The organism is Streptomyces sp. SirexAA-E (assembly GCF_000177195.2).
Taxonomy (GTDB): Bacteria; Actinomycetota; Actinomycetes; order Streptomycetales; family Streptomycetaceae; genus Streptomyces; species Streptomyces flavovirens.
Window position 1 is genome coordinate 5,790,605 of record NC_015953.1, and the last position, 20,469, is coordinate 5,811,073.

The following is a 20,469-nucleotide window of genomic DNA, read 5'->3' on the forward strand; positions in this document are numbered from 1 at the left end:
ATGAGCACGGGCAAATTCATCGCGGATCCCGGCCGTATACGCCGCGGCGGCGAGATGATGGAGGCGCTGCCGGAGAGGACGAAGAAGATCGCCGACGACTTCATCTCCGACATGCAGAACTACCGGGGCTGGGCCGGTTACAACGACGACTTCGCCCTTGAGGTGCTGCCCAAGTACGACGCGACCAACGAGTCCTGCCTGGAGTTGATCAGGACCGTGGGCACCGCGCTCGCGGACCTCCGGCAGGCGGTCTGGGCCAACGGGCAGCACATCGAGGGTGTGTCGGCCTACGCCAACGAGCAGATCGGGCGCCAGATGTCGAGCCTCGACGGGCCGGGCGGGGACTCCGCCGGGGGCGGCAGGCACTAAGTGGAGGAGATCGACTTTCCGCCGGACGTCCGGACGATGCTCTGGATCCTGCTGGGCGAAATGCCCCTGCAGGCCAGGGAGAATCTGGCATGGGAAAGTCGTCAGCTCTACCTCGCTCTCCAGAAGGGTCTGATCGACCTCCGCGCCGCCTCGCGGGAGACGATCCAGATGGTGGAGGACGCGTTGCCGCCGGAGGTGGCCAAGCCGTACATCGACAGCGTACGGATGCTCACCGACATGCCCGGCGGCACCGACCCCATCCAGCAACTGCTGTACCAACTCGACGAACTCGCCAACGGCCAGGTCGACTACTCCCAGAAGATCCAGGGATCCAAGTGGGAGATCATCGCCGAGATCATCATGCTGCTCGCCGAACTGGCGCTGCTGGCAGCGCTGATGGCGTTCACCGGCGGCGCTTCGGTGTCGCAGATGTTCCTGGCGAGGGCCCGGAGCAAGCTGGCGATCCTGATGATCATCGACCGGCTGCTGCGGATGTCGCACATCGCGCCGACCCTCGGGGAGGCGATCGAGGAGGCCATCCAGACCCTGGCGGTCCGGCTGGCGCAGATCGGTCTGAACACCGGCGGCCGCAAGCCCGGCGGCGTCGACTGGAAGGACGTCGGGGTCGCCGCGGCGTTCGGCGCGCTCACCGCCGGTTTCATGGAGATCTTCGACAAGTTCCTGAAACCGATCAGCAACTACTTCAAGAACGTCCTCGGGGACGTCTTCGACAAGTTCCGCATCAACCCGAACAGCCTGCTGTTCAAGGGGCTGGTGAACGGTCCGCCGACCGTTGTCACCACCTTCGTCGTCGGGGGCGCCGCCGAGAGCACCGCCGAGGTCATCATCAACGGGGCCTTCTACGACAAGTGGGAGTTCAAGTGGGAGACCTTCGTCGGGTCCGGCACCAGCACCCTGTTCGACGTGGGTGCGGGAATGGCCATCGGCGCCGGGGCCTTCACGATCTACAACAACTACTTCAACAACAAGAACCAGTTCACGGACCTCAACGACCTGCCCGGCCCTGACAGCCCGCTGGGCGGCGGCGACTCGGGGTCCTCGGGCTCCGAGAAGTCCGGCGTGGGCTCCGCGGGCGGCCCGGACGCCAAGGGCCCGTCGACGGTCAAGAGCAATCCGTTCACCCCCGGACCCGCGACCCCGCTCCCGAACACCGTCTCGACCGATCTCCCGAGCGGGACGGGCAGCGGTATCGACGTCCTGCCTCCGCCGCTGTACACGCCCCCGCCGTCGAGCACGCCCCCGTCCACGCTGAACACGCTGCCGACCGGCGGCTCCGACGCGCTGTCCGGGCCGTTCGACCTCTCGTCGAGGACAGCGGGCGGCACGGGCGGTGTCAGCGGCACGGGGATCGTCAACGGCACGAACGGCTTCGACGCCACGAGCGGGTCGCAGGTGCCGTATCTGCCGCCGCCCACGTCGTCGCCGGTCTCCGGATCCACCTCCTCGCCCTCCACGCTCCCGTCCTCGTCCTCGTCCGACACGACGCCGCTGCCTTCCGGGCGTACCTCGGGGCGCACGTCGGTGCCGTCGTCCGGACCCGACGCCGACCTCACACTGCCCGAGCTGTCGCCGGACCTCGTGCCCGATCCGACGCCGGACCTCGTGCCCGATCCGACGCCGGACCTCACGCCCGGCGCCACCTCGGACGTGCCGGGGTCGACGAGTGACCTCCCGCAAGGACTCACGACGCCGAAGGGTTCCCCCGCCGCACCGGGCCCGAGCACCACGGTCGGTACGAACGGTTCGGACCTGGCCGCCGACCTGGACGACGCGTGGACCGGCCAGGACGGGACCCGGGACGTCGTTGACGGCACCTCCGGACAGGATCTGCCCGGAGGCGGAACGCCCGCCCGGAACACGGGCGTTCAGCAGAGCACGGAGGACGGCACACACCAGCGGGGGAACGAAGCCCTGCCGGATCCCGACGCCGAATCCGGCACCGTCGCTCCGCCGACCCCCGTGAGTACGTCGGCCGGCCCGAACGCGACGGCGCCCGCACCCGGGACGCAGGGCACGCCGCCCGGTTCCCCGCAGGGCACGTCCCCTACCGGGAACCAGTCCCCGTCCTCGTCCCGGACCGACCTGACCGACGGGAACGGCACGACCGACCGGCCGGATCAGCAGACGGACCAGGACGGTCAGGAGGAGCTGTCCGACGACGCGGACCCGTCGCTCGCCCCGCCGCCCGTCACGGACCCGGCCGGGCCCGACGGCGTACCGGCGCCGGCGGCTCCGTCGGCGGGGCCGCGTACGTCCGTGGACGCCCCGCACCTGGACGCGACGCCCGCGCCCCCGCAGCCGTCCCGCGCGGACCCGGCCGGCGGCCCGGCCACGGTGGGCGGCGACATCTCGTCCACCGGTGACGCCACCGGCGACCGCACCGGCGACGCCACCGACGCGGGCACCGGCACCGACGCGGGCACCGACACCGCTGTGGACGTGCGCACCGGGCAGGCGTCCGAGCCCGCCGTGCCCGTCGCCGACCCGGTGCGGCCCGAGCAGTGGCGGACCGGGCGCCACGACGCACCGGCGGTGCCCGTGCGGACCGAGCAGCTCGACCCGGCCCCGGAACCCGGCCCGCACCCCGGCGAGACTCTCGTGCGCGCGTGGGTGCAGCGGATCCAGGCCGACGACGGCCGCTGGATCAGCAATCTCTCCCTCCACCTGCCGGTCCGGGCCGGGGAGGGCTTCGCCGCAGGCGACCTCGCCGTGTTCGAGAAGCGGATTCAAACGCTCCTCGACACCCGCCTGAACAACGGTCTGCTGCTGCCGCGTTCGGGTGACCAGCTTCATGTGGACCTCACGCTCACGCCGGCCCCCGGTCACTCCGAGGCCGTCGAGCTGAGCAGGGCCTCCCGGCCGGGCGACGTCGACCAGCTGAACTGGCGGCTCCACACGGCCGACCCCGCCGCCTCCCCGGAGGAGACGGCGACGCGGCAGGTGCGGGACGACGCCGCGGTGCTCCACACGCTGCTGAACTACGCGGGCGTGCCCGACCGGGGCCCGGCCGCCGACGCGCTGTTCCGCCGGCTGGTGCGGCCGAACGACGGCGACGGCACGACGGCCGACCCGTCGCCCGCCGTGCCACTGAGCTACCTGGGGACCGTCGAGGACGTCATCGCCACCAATGCCGTCGTCCTCGACCACCCGCTGACCGCGCGTGGCACGCGGCCCCCGAGCGGTGTCGACGACCCGGCCCGCGCGCTGCGGATGCCGACGACCGGCCCGACGGACCACACCGACACCGCCCCGATCGCACCGGCAGCCCCTGTCCGGACCACCTCGACCACCGCCACCGCGTCCGTGACGGGCGCGGACGAAGGGCGGTCGGACACCGACGCGCCGCCGGTCACACCCGCCACGGCCACGGCGCCGGCCGTCGACGGGCTCACCACGCCCCCCGGCGACGGTCTCCGCACGGACCGGGGGAAGGGCAAGGGGCCCCTCGTCGACACGGTCCCGGTCGACATCGACGACGCCTTCGCGAGCCGCGCCGTCGACGAGGCCCGCACAGAGCGCGACGACGCCCTCCTCGCCTTCGACCAGGCCGTCCGGACGGCGAACACGCTCACCCAGCGGGTCGAGAGCGGCCGGGGAGGCACCGACGACGCCGCGAGGCTCGGCGACGCGTGGCGGGACGTCGAGCGGACGCAGCGGCGACTCGACGAGGCCGTGGACCGACTGCGCGACCTCGGCGCGGACGCGGCCGTCGACGCCCGGGTGGCGTCCGTCGTCCCGCGTGTCCGCCGTACGGACGACGAACGGCGGCGCACCGCCGCCCTGGTCACCGCCGACGACCTGCCCGGCGACCCGCCGCGGCTCGCGCCCGACGAGACCGTCGCCTCGGCCGAGCTGACCGCCGCAGGCATCACCCTGGGTGAAGGCCCCGCACTCCAGGCCGCCCTCAACGGCTCCGTGCGGGTCGCCGACAGCGGACTCGACCCCGTCGACCACGTCCGGCTGCTGATGCACCGGCCCGGACCCTGGACCGAGGCGCTCGACGGCATCGCGGCACGCGCCGCCCGCCGTACCTGGCGCACCGCCTACGAGGACTTCGCGCTCGCGACGGACCAGGCCTCCGGCGCCCCGGCCGGCACCTCCGCCGAACAGGGCACCATCCACACCTTCCCCGGCCGAGCACCCGACACCGAGCCGCCCGCCGCCCCGCCGGCGGACGGCACCGTCCGGGGCGACGCGGAGGCCCCCGCGTCCCGGACCGCCCAGACCGTCGGGACGCCGCCCGTCGCACCGGTCTCCGACGACGCGAAGCTGGCCGTGGGCCGCCGGTTCAGCGCGCTCATGCGGGGCCTGGGCCATCAAGTGGTCCTCGCCGGCGGGACCCGGGGCAGGGTGCTGTTCGAGAACCCGCGCCCCCTCGGCAGCCTGGAGTTCACCCTCCCCGGCGACGTCGCCCGGTACGCCGACGCCGTCAACGAGGCCATCGCCCAGCAGTTCCCCGGAGTGCACCGGCACGCCCTCCGCGTGAGCGCGGACGGACGCACACTGTCCGGTGTGGTGCGCGGCGCGGAGATCGTCGTCACCGCCGCCCCGCACGCCTCCACCGCCCCCACCACCGAGACCGACGGTTTCCTGGTCCCCGACGTCACCGAGTCGCTGGCCGACACCGCCTACACGCTGGCCCTGGCCACCGACGAGCGGCAGCGCGCCCGGGACCTCTTCGACCTGCTGTGGGCGCTGTCGTACGCCCCGGCCGACGACGCGCTCCCGGCCACCGCCCCCCGGACCCTGCGCGGCGACGCCTACCGTGCCGCGCGAGCGGCCGGGCTCGCGCCCGACCTGACCGTCCGGCTCAGCGAACTGCTGGACGGGGTGGCCCGGAACCCCGAGGCCCGCTCGGCGATGGAGCGGACGTGGCTGTCCCTGGGCGCGGTAGCGGCCGACGTGCGGTGGCTGAACGACGAACTCACCACGTTCGCGGACGCGTTGCGTGCCACCGACGCGGTGGCCTCGGACCCGGTCCGGCGGCTGGCGGCACGGCTGGCGGATCTGCCGAAGGACAGCCGTGACCAGGAGCTGGCCGCGCTGTCACCCGGCGAACGCGAGCGGCTGGCCTCTGATCCGGACCTCGTCGACGCGCTGCGGACCACGCTGTCCGCGCCGGACTTCGCACACACGGCGGCGCAGCTGATGGTGCAGGTGCCGCCCGGGGTGGACCAGCCCGTGTCGGCACGGCGGGAGGTGCGCGGACAGATCGCGCGCATGCTGCGCGATCCGGACGTCACGGCCAAGCTGCTCCGGGACGGCGCGCGCGTGATCGTGGTGCCCCGGAGCGAGGCGATGACCTCCCTGGACCCGTTCCGCGACCTGGCCGGCCGGAGCAGCCAGGACGGCCGGTCGTGGGACACGGTGCGCGGCGTCGGCCGGCGTACGGCGGGGGTGACGGAGGAGAACCTCCTCGGCGAGTCCACCTCCGTCCCGGGCGCCGAACCCTCCTACGCGGACGGGTACTCCACGACCCTGCACGAGTTCGCCCACACGATCCACCAGTACGGGCTGAGCGAGGAGCAGCAGCAGCTCGTCCACGACGTGTTCCAGGAGACCAAGGAGGAGTACGGGGCGCTGTGGCCCGACGGATGGCTGCACGGCATGGACGGCGAAGGCCGCCGCACGGGAGCCAACTACTCCAGCCGGGACGAGCTGGAGTTCTTCGCCCAGCTCACCAACGTCTACTTCCGGGCGAACCGGGGCACGGACGCGTACACCGGGCTGAGGCGCCAGAACGGCGGCCCCGACTGGGTCCGGAGACACTACCCGGCGCTCTTCCCGCTGATGCGGCGGCTGTACGGCGACGCCCCGGACACGGACCGGGTGCCGGTCAACCCGGTCGCGGCCACCCAGCAGCAGAACGAGATCTACGAGGGCTTCCGGGCGCTGTGGGACCAGGCGGAGGGCGTGCACGTGGCGCAGCCCCACGCCCCGGCCCCCACGCCCGCGCCCGGAATCCGTCCGGCCGACCCGGTCCTCCCGGCCGAGGGCAGCACGGACGCCCCCGCGCCGCCGCCCGGCACGGACGGTATGACGCCGGCGAAGTGGTACGAGCTGTCCGCCGCCCTCACCCAGGTCTTCGGTCCGGACGCCGCCGCGAACCCCGCCTTCACGCAGACGGTGAACTCGCTCGCGGCGCTGGACGCGGCGCGCAGGGGCGACCGGCGCTTCGGCGCCGGGCCGATCGATCTGTGGGGCATCACCGGGCGCGTACTGCATCTGGGCCCCTCGGTTCCGGTGACTCCCGATCTCGTCTACCAGGCCCTGTCGGTCGCCGGCAGCGCGGCGCGTCGTCACCGCGCCCGGAGCCTGGCGGCCGTGGCCGCCTACCAGCTGGAGCGATCGGGAGCGCTGGCGGCCTCCACGGTCCTGACCGGTCCCGGCGGCCACGCCCAGGGGCGTAACCTGACGGGGCGTCAGGGGCTGGGGCTGCTGCTGGACAGGACGGGCGTCCAGGACGAGCAGGGCGTGGTCAGGCCGGGGCCGCTGCCGTGGGGAGACCAGGCCCACGCGGTGGTGGCGCAGCGCGCCCCCTCGGGCCGGATCCTCGTGGACGACGGCCGCGGGACCCCGGTGGAGGTCGACGAGCAGGAATTCGTCGAGCTGGTGGCGCACGACCCCGGCCGGCCCGCGGGGGTCCCGGTGGTGCTGCTGGTGGAGGACGCCGGCGAGTCGCTGGCGCGGCGGCTCGCGGACCGGATCGACGGGCGGGTGTGGTACACCGACGGCACCTTCCGGTTGCAGCCGGCGGCGCAGGGGAGCAGCTGGCGGTACGCCGCCCTGGAGAACCCCGAGCCGGGGCGGGTGCCCGTGGGGACCTGGCTTCCCGCCGACCCCGGACTGGTGCCGGACGACCCCGACGCCTTCGTGACCCTCGCCGACGGGACGCGGGTCGCCGAGGACGACCTGGAGTCGTACGCCCTGACGACCGCCGACGGACAGGAGCTGACCGGGCGGGCCTTCCTGGACCCGCAGGACATGGCGATGCGGGAGCAGGGCCTGCGCCCGATATCCGCGGTCCAGTACTACACCGACCTGTACGAGGGGCTGCCCGGGGTCGACAGCGACCGGGAGAGCGGACTGCGGCCGCTGCCCAGGCCGCTGGCGGACTCGTACATCTTCGTGGGGCACGGCCGCACGGGGATGAAGGCCGTCCCGGTGCGCAGCACGGGCCGCGGACACATGCTGGGCGACAAGGAGTTCGGCAGGCTCCTCGCCCGGCGCAAGAGCCTGCAGCGGATGCGACCGGACAAGCCGGTCTGGGCGCTGTGGTGCGAGCTCGGCCAGGTGCGGACCGGGAAGGACCGGCTGGAGTCCCCGCCCCCGGCCCAGTCGGCGGCGAACATGTCCGACCGTACGGTGTTCACCGCGGAGGCGACCCAGGGATGGAGCGCGGCGGAGGGCAACTGGCCGCCGCGGCTCATCAAGTTCGACGACCCGGACCGGCCCGTCTTCCGGTACCGGGAGTTCCGCCCGGAGCCCGGCGCCACCACCCTCACCTCCCTCGCCGACCTGGCGGGCCTGCCCGCGGACGCGGAGCGCAGGACGACCCGGGTGCTGCGGTGGGTGCGGGCGGTGCGCGAGACCCACGGCGTGGACATCGACACCGACCCCGGCCGGACCGCTGAGTTCCACAACCTGATCCGCGGCTTCGGCGCGCTGGAACGGCTCCGGACCGACACCCCGCAGAACCCGGACACCGGGCCGCTGACCTGGCGGTCGCTGGAGCACATCGTCGGCACCTACGCCCAGGGGCGCGGCTGGGACCGCTCGCTGACCGCGAACGCGCTGGAGCACGTGCTGTACCAGGCGCAGGTGGGCGGCCTGTCGCCGCAGTCCGTGATCGCCGCGGCCCCCGCCGCCCCCGCCGCGCCGCCGGTGGCACCGCAGACCGAGGTGGCCGCGCCCGGCGAGCTGTCGGAGTACATGCGTTCCCACGGCGCCCAGCACGACGGACACATCGGCCTCGTCATCCACGAGCCGACGCCTGACCCCGTCCTGGAGGGGCTGCACCGGCAGATCATCCGCGCCCTCGGGGTCGACCCGGCCGGCGTGGAGGGCCAGGAGCTGCGGACCCGGCTCCGCGACGTGCTGAGCGCGGAGGAGGTCGAGCTGAACCGGCCGTACCTGCGCAGCCGGCAGGGGCACCGGATCACCCTCCGGCACGGCGGCCGCGACCGGTCGGTGGACGTACGGCTCGCCTACGCCGATCCCCGGAAGTCCCCGAAGTACGGCCGGAACACCGGCGAGCGCCCTCCGACGCTGCCCGACATGCAGGTGGAGCTCCGGGCCGCGGGCGGCCAGTCGTCCTCGCACGCGGAGAGCTCGGGAAACCTGCGCACCGGCTCGGTGCCGTGGAGCGCGATCTTCCCGGACTACGGCGCCGGGGTGCTGCGCTGGGGCGACGCCACCGTCAGCCTGTCCGCGACGCACAACCAGCTGGCCCAGTCCATCACCGTCGGCGAGACGTTCCAGGTCACCAGCAAGCAGCAGGCCGAGGAACCCGCGCACCCGATGGACGTCGACGGGCGGTGGCAGGTCCAGGTGGACACCCCCCGCGAGGCCGCGACGACCAACTGGCAGCCCGAGCAGTCGCACGGCGCCCTCACGATCTGGTTCCACGAGCACCTCGCCTTCGACGGCGCCGACGCCACCGACCTCCCGGAACCCGGAGACGTCGACGATCTCCCGTTGTGGGGCGGCGACAGCGTCGCCGAACCGCGCCGACTGCTGACCGAAGTCCTCCAGGACCAGAACTTCGCCTCCCTACGTGGTCTCGACGAGAACTCGGAGACGGCGCTGGAGAACTTCCTGTCCCAGCGGATGCTCCAGGGCACCCCGCACCTGCAACGCTCCGGCGGGGTCTTCTCGCCGACGCTGCTGGACGAGGACGGCAACGCGATCGGCATGCTCGAACTCACCGCCGTGATCGAGCCGGGACGGCCGATGCGCAAGAGCGCCGACGGCAAGTCCACCCTGGAGACGTGGTTCTCGCACACGTCGAGCGTGGACCGGTCGGCGAAGCTGACCAGCGGCCTGGGGATCGAGGCCTCGGGCGGGCCGTCGTTCACCACCGACCACGCGGAGGGACATCCGAGCGCCGCGTCGTCGTTCGGCGGCAACCTCATGGGCAAGGTAGGCGCCAACTGGCAGTTGAACGACCAGCTGAACGGCGTCAGCAGCGCGACGCTGATGCACGGACTGCGTACCAAGACCAGCCACCTGCTCACCTCCGGCCGGGTCACCTACACCGTGACGCTGCACCGGGCCGGCGGCGGCCAGGTCAGCAGTACGTTCGGGCCGTGGGAGGACGGTCTGCGGCTGCGCATCGCCCGGCGCGCGGCGATGGCGGGGCACCGGCCCGGCCCCGAGGAGGTGCGCGAGCTCCCCGAGCACCTGGAGAACCTGGAGAGCATCGGGTACACCGAGACGCCCCTCAAGATCGACGGAGCGGACCCGCTGTTCACGCGGGCGGAGGCGTGGCTGCGCCGGGAGGGGTTCCTGCCGCCCGACAACCCCCGGCGGCGGTCGCTGCCGTTCCGCCTGGACGAGCCGCTGGTCGTGGCCCAGCTGGAGAACCTGCGGCGGCTGCGGCAGATGCGTTCGACGTTCGGTCTCGCCGCGTCGGCGGCGGACGGAGTGGACGGCGGCGAGCCGGTCTGGTTCGACCGGCCGAACGCCGTCTCGGGCACCCGCCGGGTGCAGCTGCGCTTCTCCGTCACGCGGGACACCGCGCGCCCCTCGGTCCACACGCGCAGGCTGCCCGACATCCTCCAGGTCGGCTTCAGCTCGTACGAGGCCGGCGGCGGGCGGCGGTCGGGGACGGCGCTGAGCGGCTCCCTGGGCGGTGGCGGAGGCTTCAACGCCCCCCTCGCGGACGGCGCCTGGGGACTGAACATGAGCCCGGACTACCTGGCCACCCGGCAGATGACGGACGCCGGGAACACCGGTGACTCGGTCGGCTTCGACCAGTTCACCATGACGACCCAGAACGGCAGCGAACTCTTCGAGGTGCCCGCCAGGCTCGGCCTGGACCTGTACGAGGGGCCCGGGGACGACCCGCGCATCCACTTCGCCGACGGCGCGGGAACGGACGGCGACGGCGCCACGGACGGGACGGCGCTGCTGCCTCTGGGCGCCACACCGCACACCGTGCCCGGCGACGTCACGCTGCTGGTGCCGCACTACCGCACCCACGAGCCCGTCAGGAACCCCGCCCCCGCCGTGCCCCGGCCCGGACACGTGATCCGTGAACCGGTCACCGACGGCGGGCCGACGGACGACCAGCGGCGCCTGAACCTGGTCGACGCCCAAGGCAATCCGCTGCCGGGCCTGACCAGGCTGCCCGAAGGCGCGCTCGTGGACACCTTCCGCGGCACCGCGGCACTGACGCAGGCACTGGGCCAGATCGTCGCGGGGACCTACCCGGGCCACCCGGAGCAGGGCCCGGTCGGCCGGGCGGTACGGCGCGCGTCCGTGACGCTGACCGGGCTGGCCACGGAGACCGCCAGGCGCGGATCCGCGGTGAAGGAGTCGCTTCCCGAAGGCCTGACCGGTGCGGTCAACCGCGTCGGGTCGGCCGTCAACTGGGCCGCGACCCCGGTGACCTGGGCGGCCAAGACATCCGCCGGCGGAGTGGCGGCGACCTACAAGTGGACGTCGGTCGCCGTGGCGGGCGCGTCCCTCAACGACCAGGGCACCCTCGCCACAGAGGCGCGGCACGACGCGATCCGCCCCGCCCAGCTCATCTCCCGGGCCGCGCAGATCCTGGGCGGCGTGTACGTGGTGGAGGGGCTGACGCTGCCGGGCATGGTGGCGGACCAGGTCATGATGCTGGAGGTCAGCGGCTACCTGACCAACCCCCGCAACCTGGGTTCCGAGTCGCTCTACTCGGAGCAGGACGTACTGTCCGGCGACACCGCGGGCCGACAGCGCGGCGTCGGCGTCACCCACCAGGGCAACTTCCAGATCACCGCGTTGCAGGCGGCTCCCACCCCGCCCGACCTCCTGATCCACCAGGCCAACCCCGGGGGCCGCTACTCCCAGTCCCGCCGCTCCGACGACATCAGCACGGTCAACACCGTGACCAAGGCCACCCACGCCACGGAGCATTCGGGCGGCAAGCTGTGGATCGGCAGCGACCTGACCCTGCTGGTGACCGTCAAGTGGGGTGTGCGCAACGTCGCAGGGAACACCGTCGGCCTGGGCGCCTACGCCCCGGTCACGGTCGCCGTCGACCTGCCCCGCGCCGTGACCTACCTGGCTCCCGCCCAGTCCCTGGCCCGCCTGGCCGCCTGGTTCCAGGGCATGCCGGGGGTCCCCGTCCTGACGCAGCCCCAGCCCACCGTGCCCCTTCCCGGCCGGTTCGTCCGCACCCGCCAGCTCGGCAAGGCCAGCGTCCTGACGGTCACCCAGCTCGACGACACGACGAACCGCCGGGAGCGCCGGGACCGGATGCACCAGGAGCTCACCACCCTGGTGGAGAACGAGGCCCCGGGCGTCACCCGGCCCGCACACGCCTCCTACGCCTCCGGTGTGGCGACCGAGATCACCCGCACCACCGAACCCGCGGCGCTGCGCGCCCTGCCCCGGCGCGGCCCCGGCGGCCACGTGCGCTTCCACTTCGTCCACGTCGCGTACGGCGGCGCGCGACTGGTCGAGGTGACCCTGAGCGCCGAGCCGATGATGCAGACGCCCGCCCTGCGCGGCGTACGCGGCCGTCCGGCGGACGCGGGAACCGCCATGGAGCAGGTCGACACGCACATCCCGCAGGGGAGGGTGACGTCCTCGGGCGTCACCACGACCCGGCAGGGGACGGCCAACATCATCTCCCGCTATCCGCGCACCGCCGACGGCGGACACACGGACCGCGAAGGCCCCTCCATCGCGCTGGCCAGTACCCGCGCCCGTACCGCGCGGTCCGAGGTGACGACGGAGGACCGCTTCTGGACGCGTTCGGGGAGCACCGCCGACTTCGACGTCGACTACCGCTACACCGCGTCGGTCCGCTCCGAGGCCGTGTGGCAGTGGCCGCCCAACATCCCCGGCGCGGTCTTCCAGAACGGGCTGCTGAACCTGTCCGGTCTCGAAGGGGCCATGGCGCAGAGGGTGCGCACCTGGATCGGGCGTCTGCTGCGGGGCCGGCCGGTCAGCCGGATCTCCGTACCCGCCGCGCTGGCACTGCGGTTCATGGGCTCCGAGTCCGCCCAACCACGGCCGCACGCGGGGCCGCGCCCTCCCGCGATGCACACGGCCGACCCGCTGCTGCTGTCACCGCGCGACGCCGCGGCCCGGGGCATCCTGCCCTTCCCGGACGGCGCGCGCCTGGAGCCGACCGGCCCGACCCCGGCGTACGACTCCAACGCCGTCCCGCAGCTCGTGCAGGCGCTGCGCGAGGTCGATCCGCGCATGGCCACGTCCTGGGGCCTGCCCGCGAACGCCTCGGTGGAAGCCGCGGCCGTCCGGCTGGGCGAGTTGATCCAGGCCGGTGCGATCAGCCTCGACCCGAGCCGCACGGCGGCGGGCCTGACCACCACGATGCCCGGGAGCTGGCCGGTCCAGCGGCCCGACGCCGCGCCGTCCCTGCAGATTTCCCTGCACCGTCCCCGGCCGGTCACGGAGACCGGCGACGTCGCCGTGGACCGGGTGCGCAGGCAGGTCCGCACCTCCTCGACCGCCTCCTCGGCCGCGAGTTCCTTCGTCCTGAACCAGCAGGGCACCTACAGCCTGACCGGCGGCAACTCCCACATGCTGGGACTGACGTTCCCCCTGGCCGCGCAGCAGCCGCACGCCAACTCCACCGGCGGCAACGTGTCCGCCTCCTCGTTCTCCCGCCTGCGGATCGGCGCCACCAGCCAGCCCCAGGACCGGCACGGCACGCGCAGCTACGAGACGCTGGTCGACACGGTCATCACGGTGACCGGCCCCCAGGGCGTCCGCTACGTCACCGGAAGCTCCACCACCCGGCTGTGGGAACGAGACGTCCTCGGCTTCGGTGTCACCCCGCCGCGTCCGGGTCCCCGGATCTACGACCTGCCCGCGATGCTCGCCGACCAGGACGCGGACGAATTGCGGGACTGGGCGCGGCACCCGGTCACCGACCTGCCGAGCGTGCTGGCGGAGGGCATCGACGAGCAGGACGCGTCGGCGGAGATGTGGCTCGCGCTCGGACCCGACCCGGACGGCACCCGCCTGGCCCGCGCCCTGCTGGTCGGCTCCCGTACGGCGGCGCTGGCCGGGAAGCCCGTCGAACTGGTGGTGCGCACCGACGAGGGGCTGCGGTACTGGCCGTTCGACGCCGACGGCTCCCTCGCCGATTCGACCGACGCCACCCGCGACTCCTGGCAGGGCGTGCACGACGCCATCGGCACCTACCTCGACGCGGTGCGGGCCGAGGCGACGGCGCGTCACCGGGAGGAAGTGCTCGCGCGGCGGCAGCCCGGCGCCCTGCGGGCCCTGGGGGACGCCGGACGTGCCGTGGACACCGCCACCACCGCACACCGGAACGCCGAACAGGTCCACACGGCCGCCCTGCACACCGCGGCGACCGTACGGGCGGAGCTCACCTCGGTGCGGGGGCGGATCGCCGAGGCGCAGACGGAGATCGCGCGGCTGGACGCGGCCGCCCGGGACGCGCGGACCCGTTACGACGCCGCCGCACAGGAGGAGCGGCGGCTGCACACGCGGTGGCAGCAGGCGCTGGCCGAGGTGGAGCGTCTCGAACAGCTCGTCGCCGCCACCCCGGAGACCGACCCGGCCGCCACGGAACGGCAGAACGCCCTGGACGCGGCCGGGGAACGCGCCGGCACCCTCCAGGAGCAGGGCCGGGCCGTCCACCGGCAGCGTCAGCTGGACCTCGACGAGGCGAACACCGCCCGCGAGACGGCCGACGGGCTCCGGACCGGCCTCGACGGGGCCCGCGCGCGGGAGACCACCCTCGTCGGGGACCTCGGGCGGGCCGAGGAGGCCGTGGCCCGCGCGGACCGTACCGTGCGGCAGGCGGACACCGACCTGAGGCGCGGGACCAGGGCCCGCGACGCGATCCGGGCCCAGGTCCACGAGATCAGGCGGGACCTCGGCGGGGTCCGGCGGGAACTGAGCACACAGGCGCGCCGCCACACCCAGGCGTGGGCAGGGCTGCCGGGCCTCACGAGCACGCTGGAGACCGGCCGCCGCGCGGAGAGCATCGGCGCGGGGCCGTCCCTGCGCAGCTCCATGTCCTCGGTCCCGGCCCGCGCGACCCGTTCCGGCCGGTTCGGCGGGCAGCCCCTGCCCGCACCACCGCCCGAGGAGCAGGGCACGGCCGGGACCCCCGCCACTGCCGTACCGGCCCCGGCGCCACGGCCCGTGCTCCCGCCGGCCGAACGGGCGGAGCTGGCCGCACTGCTGCCCGGCATGACCGAGGGGGAACGGACCTCCCGGCTGCTGCCCCTGGCGTCGCGGGACCGCGAGGCCCTGGCCTCCGACCGGACGCTGGCGGCGGCGCTGCGCCGGGCCCTGCCCGCCGACGAGTTCGCGCGTACCGCCGCGCTGCTGATGGTGGACGTCCCGGCCGGTGCGGACCTGCCCGTCTCGGCCGGCATCGAGGCGCGGGCCCAGGTGGCACGGATGCTGCGTTCCCCCGCCGTGGCGGAGCGGATGCTGAACGAGGGCGCCCGGATGACCGTGGTCCCCAAGGACGCCGCCACGACCTCGCTGGACGCGTTCGGTGTCCTGCGGGGGGAGTCGGCACAGGACGCCCGCCCCTTCGAGACCGTGCGCGGTGTCGAGACCGACGGACAGGTCGCGGTCGGCGAGGAGAACCTGCTGGGGGGCACCACGAGCGTGCCGGGCGCGGGGCTGTACGCCGACGGCTACTCCGCCGCGACGCACGAGTTCGCGCACGCCGTCCACCGCCACGGGCTGACCGACGACCAGCGGCGGCTCGTCACGGAGGCGTTCCACGACAAGGTGCTGGCGGGCGAACTCGCGTCCTGGCCCGACGGGCCGCTGTACGACCCCTCCGGCACGCACCGGAACTACTCCGCCCGTGACGAGTTCGAGTTCTTCGCCCAGCTCACCAACGCCTACCTCGGCACGAACACCGGCACCGACCCGTACACCGGCCTGCCCCGCAACAACGGGGCGAGGTGGGTCCGGCTCCACGAGCCGAAGCTGCTGCCGCTGCTGCGGGAGCTGTACGGCACCGACCCGAAGGGCGCCCACCCCTGGGGCGCCAACCCCCGGGCGGAGGACGACGTCTGGGCGGCCTTCCGGGCGCTGTGGGACGAGCCGGGGAACGCGTACGAGCCGCAGCCCCACGCGCCCCTCCCCGTGACGGCTCCCGCGTCCCCGGGCACCCGCGGCTCCGGCAGCCGTGGTTCTCTCCGGCCGTACAGCCGTGCGGAGTTGACGGCGATGGCACGCCGGGTGGCGGGCCGCGGACCGGTGACGGGGCTGTCCGTCGAGCGGTGCCTGGTGCTGCTGCGGGCGCTGCGCGGCGAGCTGTTCCCGCGCGGTGTGCGTCCGGCGCTGACGGTGGACGACGCGGTGGTCGGTGTGAAGACGGCGCCCTCGTCGCTGGTGGTGGGCCCCGGGTGGAGCAGGGTGCGGTCGTGGCTGTCGGTCGTCGGGGCGGTCGCCGTCCAGGGGCCGGGTGCGGTGGCGTTCGTCCTGGCGCGGCGTCAGGGCGGTGCGCTCGGGCACGCCTGGGCGGCGTACCACCTGGGCGGCCGTGACGGCGTGGTGTGGGTGGACCTGTCGGCCGGTGACGGCCGACAGGTGTCGGCGCTTCCCCCCGCGATCGCGGCGTCCGAGGCGCAGGTGGTGGTCGTGGACCCCGCCGGGCAGGTCGTGGAACGTGCGCTGCCCAAGTTCGCACCGTCGTCGTCCACCCCGCACTCCGTGGTGGACGCGGCGACCGGGCGCCGTTACGGGGCGCTCGGCCTGGAGGTCGAGAAGCGCCAGGTCTTCGTGATCAGCGGCATCGGGGACGTTCCGGCCAAGCAGGTACTGGCCCGGGCACCCGGCTTCAAGATCGTCACGGACCACGCCAGCGTCATGCGGACCGCCGACGGCCGCATGCACCTCACCTACCCCGACCTGGCACCGGGCGAGCCGAAGCCCCAGCAGGCCAGTTATCTCATCGGCGAGATCGTCGTCGACCCGATGGCGGTACTCCCGGGTGAGCGGCGGCAGTCCCAGGAGGAGGGGCTGGCACGGCTGGGGCGGGTGGAGCGAGCTCTGGACGGCAGGGACGAGCCGGGCACCGCCCCGCAGATCGGCCTCGCCGCTCTCCTGCCCGCCCAGGACGACTGGGAGACCACGGACCTGGGCGACAAGGCCCTGGTGGGCCAGACCCCGGTCCGGACGAACCTCGCCTACGTGCAGCCCACCACGGGATTCCCCGCCCTGGGGCTGAGCGCGCTCCAGGACCGGGCGGTGGACCGGCTGCCGAAGGGCGCCGTCGGGGCCGTGGAGGCGTCGGGCAGGGAATTCGGGATGAAGGCCACCGCGCACTTCGTCCGCGTCTTCACCGGCCGGACCGACGTGCCCGACGTGGTCGTCCCCTTCCTCTCGCCGATCCCGGACATCGACGACATGTGGGGCTACCTGAGGTTCGCCTACGCCCACACCGTCGCCAGGCCGACCGGCGTCATCCTCAACCAGGGCCCGACCGCGTTCATGGTCAAGAACGGCCTCGCGGTGGCGTCGCGCCCCGCGCTGGACCGCGTCCTGCGGGCCCTGCGGCCCCGCACCCGGAAGTTCCTCGACCGGCAGCACGACGACATCAGCGCGAACCTCGCCGCCACGCTCGGCAGACTGCTGGAGCTCTACCGGAAGACCATCACGCCGGACAAGCCGTTCTTCCCGGGCTACTTCGACGCCACCATCGGCGAGGTGCCGTCGGCCCGCGAGCACACGACCTCCGTGCTGACGGGGCGCACCTCCCGGGGCAAGGTCGTCACCCAGAAGCAGATGGTCGACATGGACGACGACCAGTTCCCGACCCTGGACACCGACGACGGCCGGCTGGAGATCCCGCTGGTCCTCACGGAGCTGCGGCACTTCGCGTACGACGGTGCGCAGCTGATGACGCCCGAGGACATCCGGCGGGCCGTGGCCGAGCTGTCCACGCTCAGCCGCGAGGCCTACCGGCGGGCACTCACCCACCGGGCCCCGCTGCCCGAGGACGTCCTCGCCGAGTCCATCACCCGGATCCTGGACAACGAGGTGATCCGGGGCCTCGCGCACTTCGTGCAGATGGTGTTGATGGCGGGTCTGCCGCAGCCGGGCGGCAGTTCCCGGCGACTGGTGTCGGTGGGGGAGAGCCAGGCGATCTCCCGAGCGCTGGGCGAGTACGCCCTGGGCACCCCGCTGCCCGTCGGCCACCCCGTGCACCAGGCGCTGCGTACGGCCGTCGACGAGGCGTCCGATGCCATCGACACGCTCCCCCCGCCGCACCGGCCGAAGCTCCGCTCGCTGGTCGACGCCGCGCGGGGCGCTCTGGAGATCCTGGCCGACCCCGAGCGGACGCCGCCGCCGATGGTGTGGGTGTCGGAGCTGGTCGCGGTGGACGGCTCCCGGGTCCTCCTGGACCGGGTGCTGGCGATCAGGCACCGCGACGCGCACGGTCGGCCGCTGGGGACGTCGTCCCGTCCGGTCGAGGACTGGCAGGACGCCCACCGCCAGACGTACGGCCTGCTGGCCGACGTGGTCGGGTACAGCTTCGTGCGTCCGGGCCCGGTGCCGCTGGAAAGCCCGGTCCAGACGCTGCCGTTCGCCGACGCGTACATGGTGGGGCTCCGCGGCGGCCCGGGAGCCGCCGCGCTGGCGCTGTCGGACGGCACCCACGCGGTGGTCGACTACGAGCGGATCGTGGACTTCCTCTTCGCGTTCGACGGAGACCTGACCGCACTGGCCCCCGAACGCCCCGTCGTGGTCACGGGAGCCGACCTGGCCGGCCCTCCGCCCGCCGACCCGCTGGAGACGCCGCTCGCCGGCCAGACCCTGGCCAACGGGCTGGACCGCTGGGTCTGGACCACCGGCAGCGGCATCGAACCCGTGCTGGCCCCCGCGGAGGGTCCGACCGGACCGCGCTGGCAGCTGGCCGAAGGCGACTGGTGGGCCGGTTTCCGCCCCGAGCCCTCGACCCCCGAACTGGCCCGGTGGGCCGAGCAGATCACCGGCGACCGGGGGCGGGCCCCGGACGTCCTGCGATGGGTGCGGGCGATCCGGCTGGTCTACGGCCCCGCGCTGGAGAACGACACGGCCGCGTTCGAAGCGCTCCTCCAGGGCTTCCAGGCGCTGGAACAGACCCGCGCCGCCCAGGGCTTCCAGACCTCACTCACCTGGAGCGACCTGCGGTTCGCCGTCAGCTCCTACTTCGCGGCCAACGGCCAGCCGGAGCCCCCGCTGCCGGTGGCCCTTCAGTTCCTGCTGCTCTCCGCCGCCGGTTCGACCGGTGTCGACCTGGAACTGTCCAGATTCTCGATCGCTCCGCAGCACCACAGCGTGCGGGCCTGGGACATGGCCGCGATCGGCGGCGAGAGCGCGCAGGACGAGGAGATGACGCTCTTCGCACCGCCGCCGGGAGCTACCGCGCCACCGGCCTCGCTGCCGTCCGCGCCCTCCGCCGAGGAGGGCGACCCCGTGTCCCCGGCGGCGCAGGGCACGGCCACCGGGCCGAACGACCCCCTGCTGTCGGCGGAAACGCTGATCCCGGGGCCGTCCGGCCGCCCGCAGGGCCGTAACTGGACCGGCGGGCCGGTCAGCCGGGTCGTGACGGGGTCGGTACGGGTCATCGAGACCCGGCCGGGCGCCGAGCCGAAGACCGTGTCGAACTTCCCCGCTTCGTGGTCCGGAAGCGCCTACGTGGTGGCGGCGGCCGGCGAGAACGGCCGGATACGGCTGCCGGACGGCCGGCTCCTCGACGGCGAGGGGATCGCCGACGTGCTGGCCGCCGACCCGGAACTCGCCGGGCTGCCGAAGGACGTCCCCGTCGTCCTGGCCGTCCCGTTCGCGGGACAGCAGTACCAGGAGACGCTGCAACGGGTCGCCGACCGGCTGGGCCGCGCGGTGCGGGGTCCCAGCGCCGACGGCGGACTGGTCCCCGACGGCACCGGGAACGCGCATGTCCTGGCGTTGGTGGACAGCGACCCGGACGCGCCGATCGGCTCCTGGGTACAGGCATCCCCCTCGGCCACGACCGACCCGTACCCGGACCGCGCGTGGACGGCGCTGGACGGGACCACGTTCCGCGACAGCGACGTGTACACACAGCCGTTGGCGGACGGGAGGCAGGAGCGGTACGGCCGGCTGGCCATACAGCGGGAGGACGGAGTCCGGAAGCGGGAGGAGGGCTTCCGCGTCTTCCGCCAGATGCGGCGGCTGATGCACCGGACGCCCGCCGGCGCGGGATACCAGGAGACCGGCTCCGAACCGGTCTCCATGGACTCGGCGGTCTACGTGTACGCCGGCCACGGGTCCCCCGGGCGGCTGGTGCTCCCGCTGCGCGACGGCCGGACGGTGCGGCTGGGCAAGCAGGACGCGGCCGCGTACATCGCGGGTCTGCGCGAGGTGCGGGAACTGCCCCCCGGGCACCGGATCCACCTGGAGGTCTGCTGGAGCGCGTCGGACGGCGACCCCTCGCGGCCACAGCCCTCGCACGCTCCGGCACCCCATGTCGACGACCCGCTGGGCGAGGTCCCGCTCGCCCAGCACGTGGCGAACCTGACCCGTCGGGACACGGACGGGGCCACCCGGATGACCGGCTTCGACAAGGCCGGGCGCGCGACGGTGGACGCGGCGAACGGCGAGCGGGGCCGCCGGGTCGTGCGGCGCCCCGAGCCGCTGGACCACGAGCTGGACCAGCTGGCACGGGACGCGGGGCTGCACCGAGTTCCGGGCGACGTGCCGCCGGAGACGCGGGCGACGACACTGCGGCTGGTACGGGCGCTGCGCATCGCCTTCGGCGTCGGGATCGAGGACGACCGCGGCACTCCCGGCGGACGGTACGAGCAGGCACTCAAGGGCATCGGCGCGCTGGAACGCATGCGCGCCAACGATCCGCTGCTCAGCCAGTTCACCCCGTTC

The 20,469-nt window shown here is 73.9% G+C and carries 2 protein-coding genes (1 of these 2 running past the window's edge); both read left to right on the plus strand.

What is annotated here, in order from left to right; all coding sequences use genetic code 11:
* Window positions 1-369: a hypothetical protein gene (locus SACTE_RS25740; protein ID WP_014048945.1), complete on the plus strand. Its 369-nt coding sequence runs from the start codon at window positions 1-3 to the stop codon at window positions 367-369.
* A protein-coding gene (locus SACTE_RS25745; protein ID WP_014048946.1) for a lonely Cys domain-containing protein crosses the window boundary here: on the plus strand, window positions 370-20,469 show its 5' portion. It continues 20,859 nt past the right edge of the window; only the first 20,100 of its 40,959 coding nucleotides appear in the window; its start codon is at window positions 370-372; the stop codon falls past the right edge of the window.

What these genes read in the sequence shown, in the direction of transcription:
- SACTE_RS25740 (WP_014048945.1), top strand. Translation starts at nt 1, where the DNA reads ATGAGCACGGGCAAATTCATCGCGGATCCCGGCCGTATACGCCGCGGC.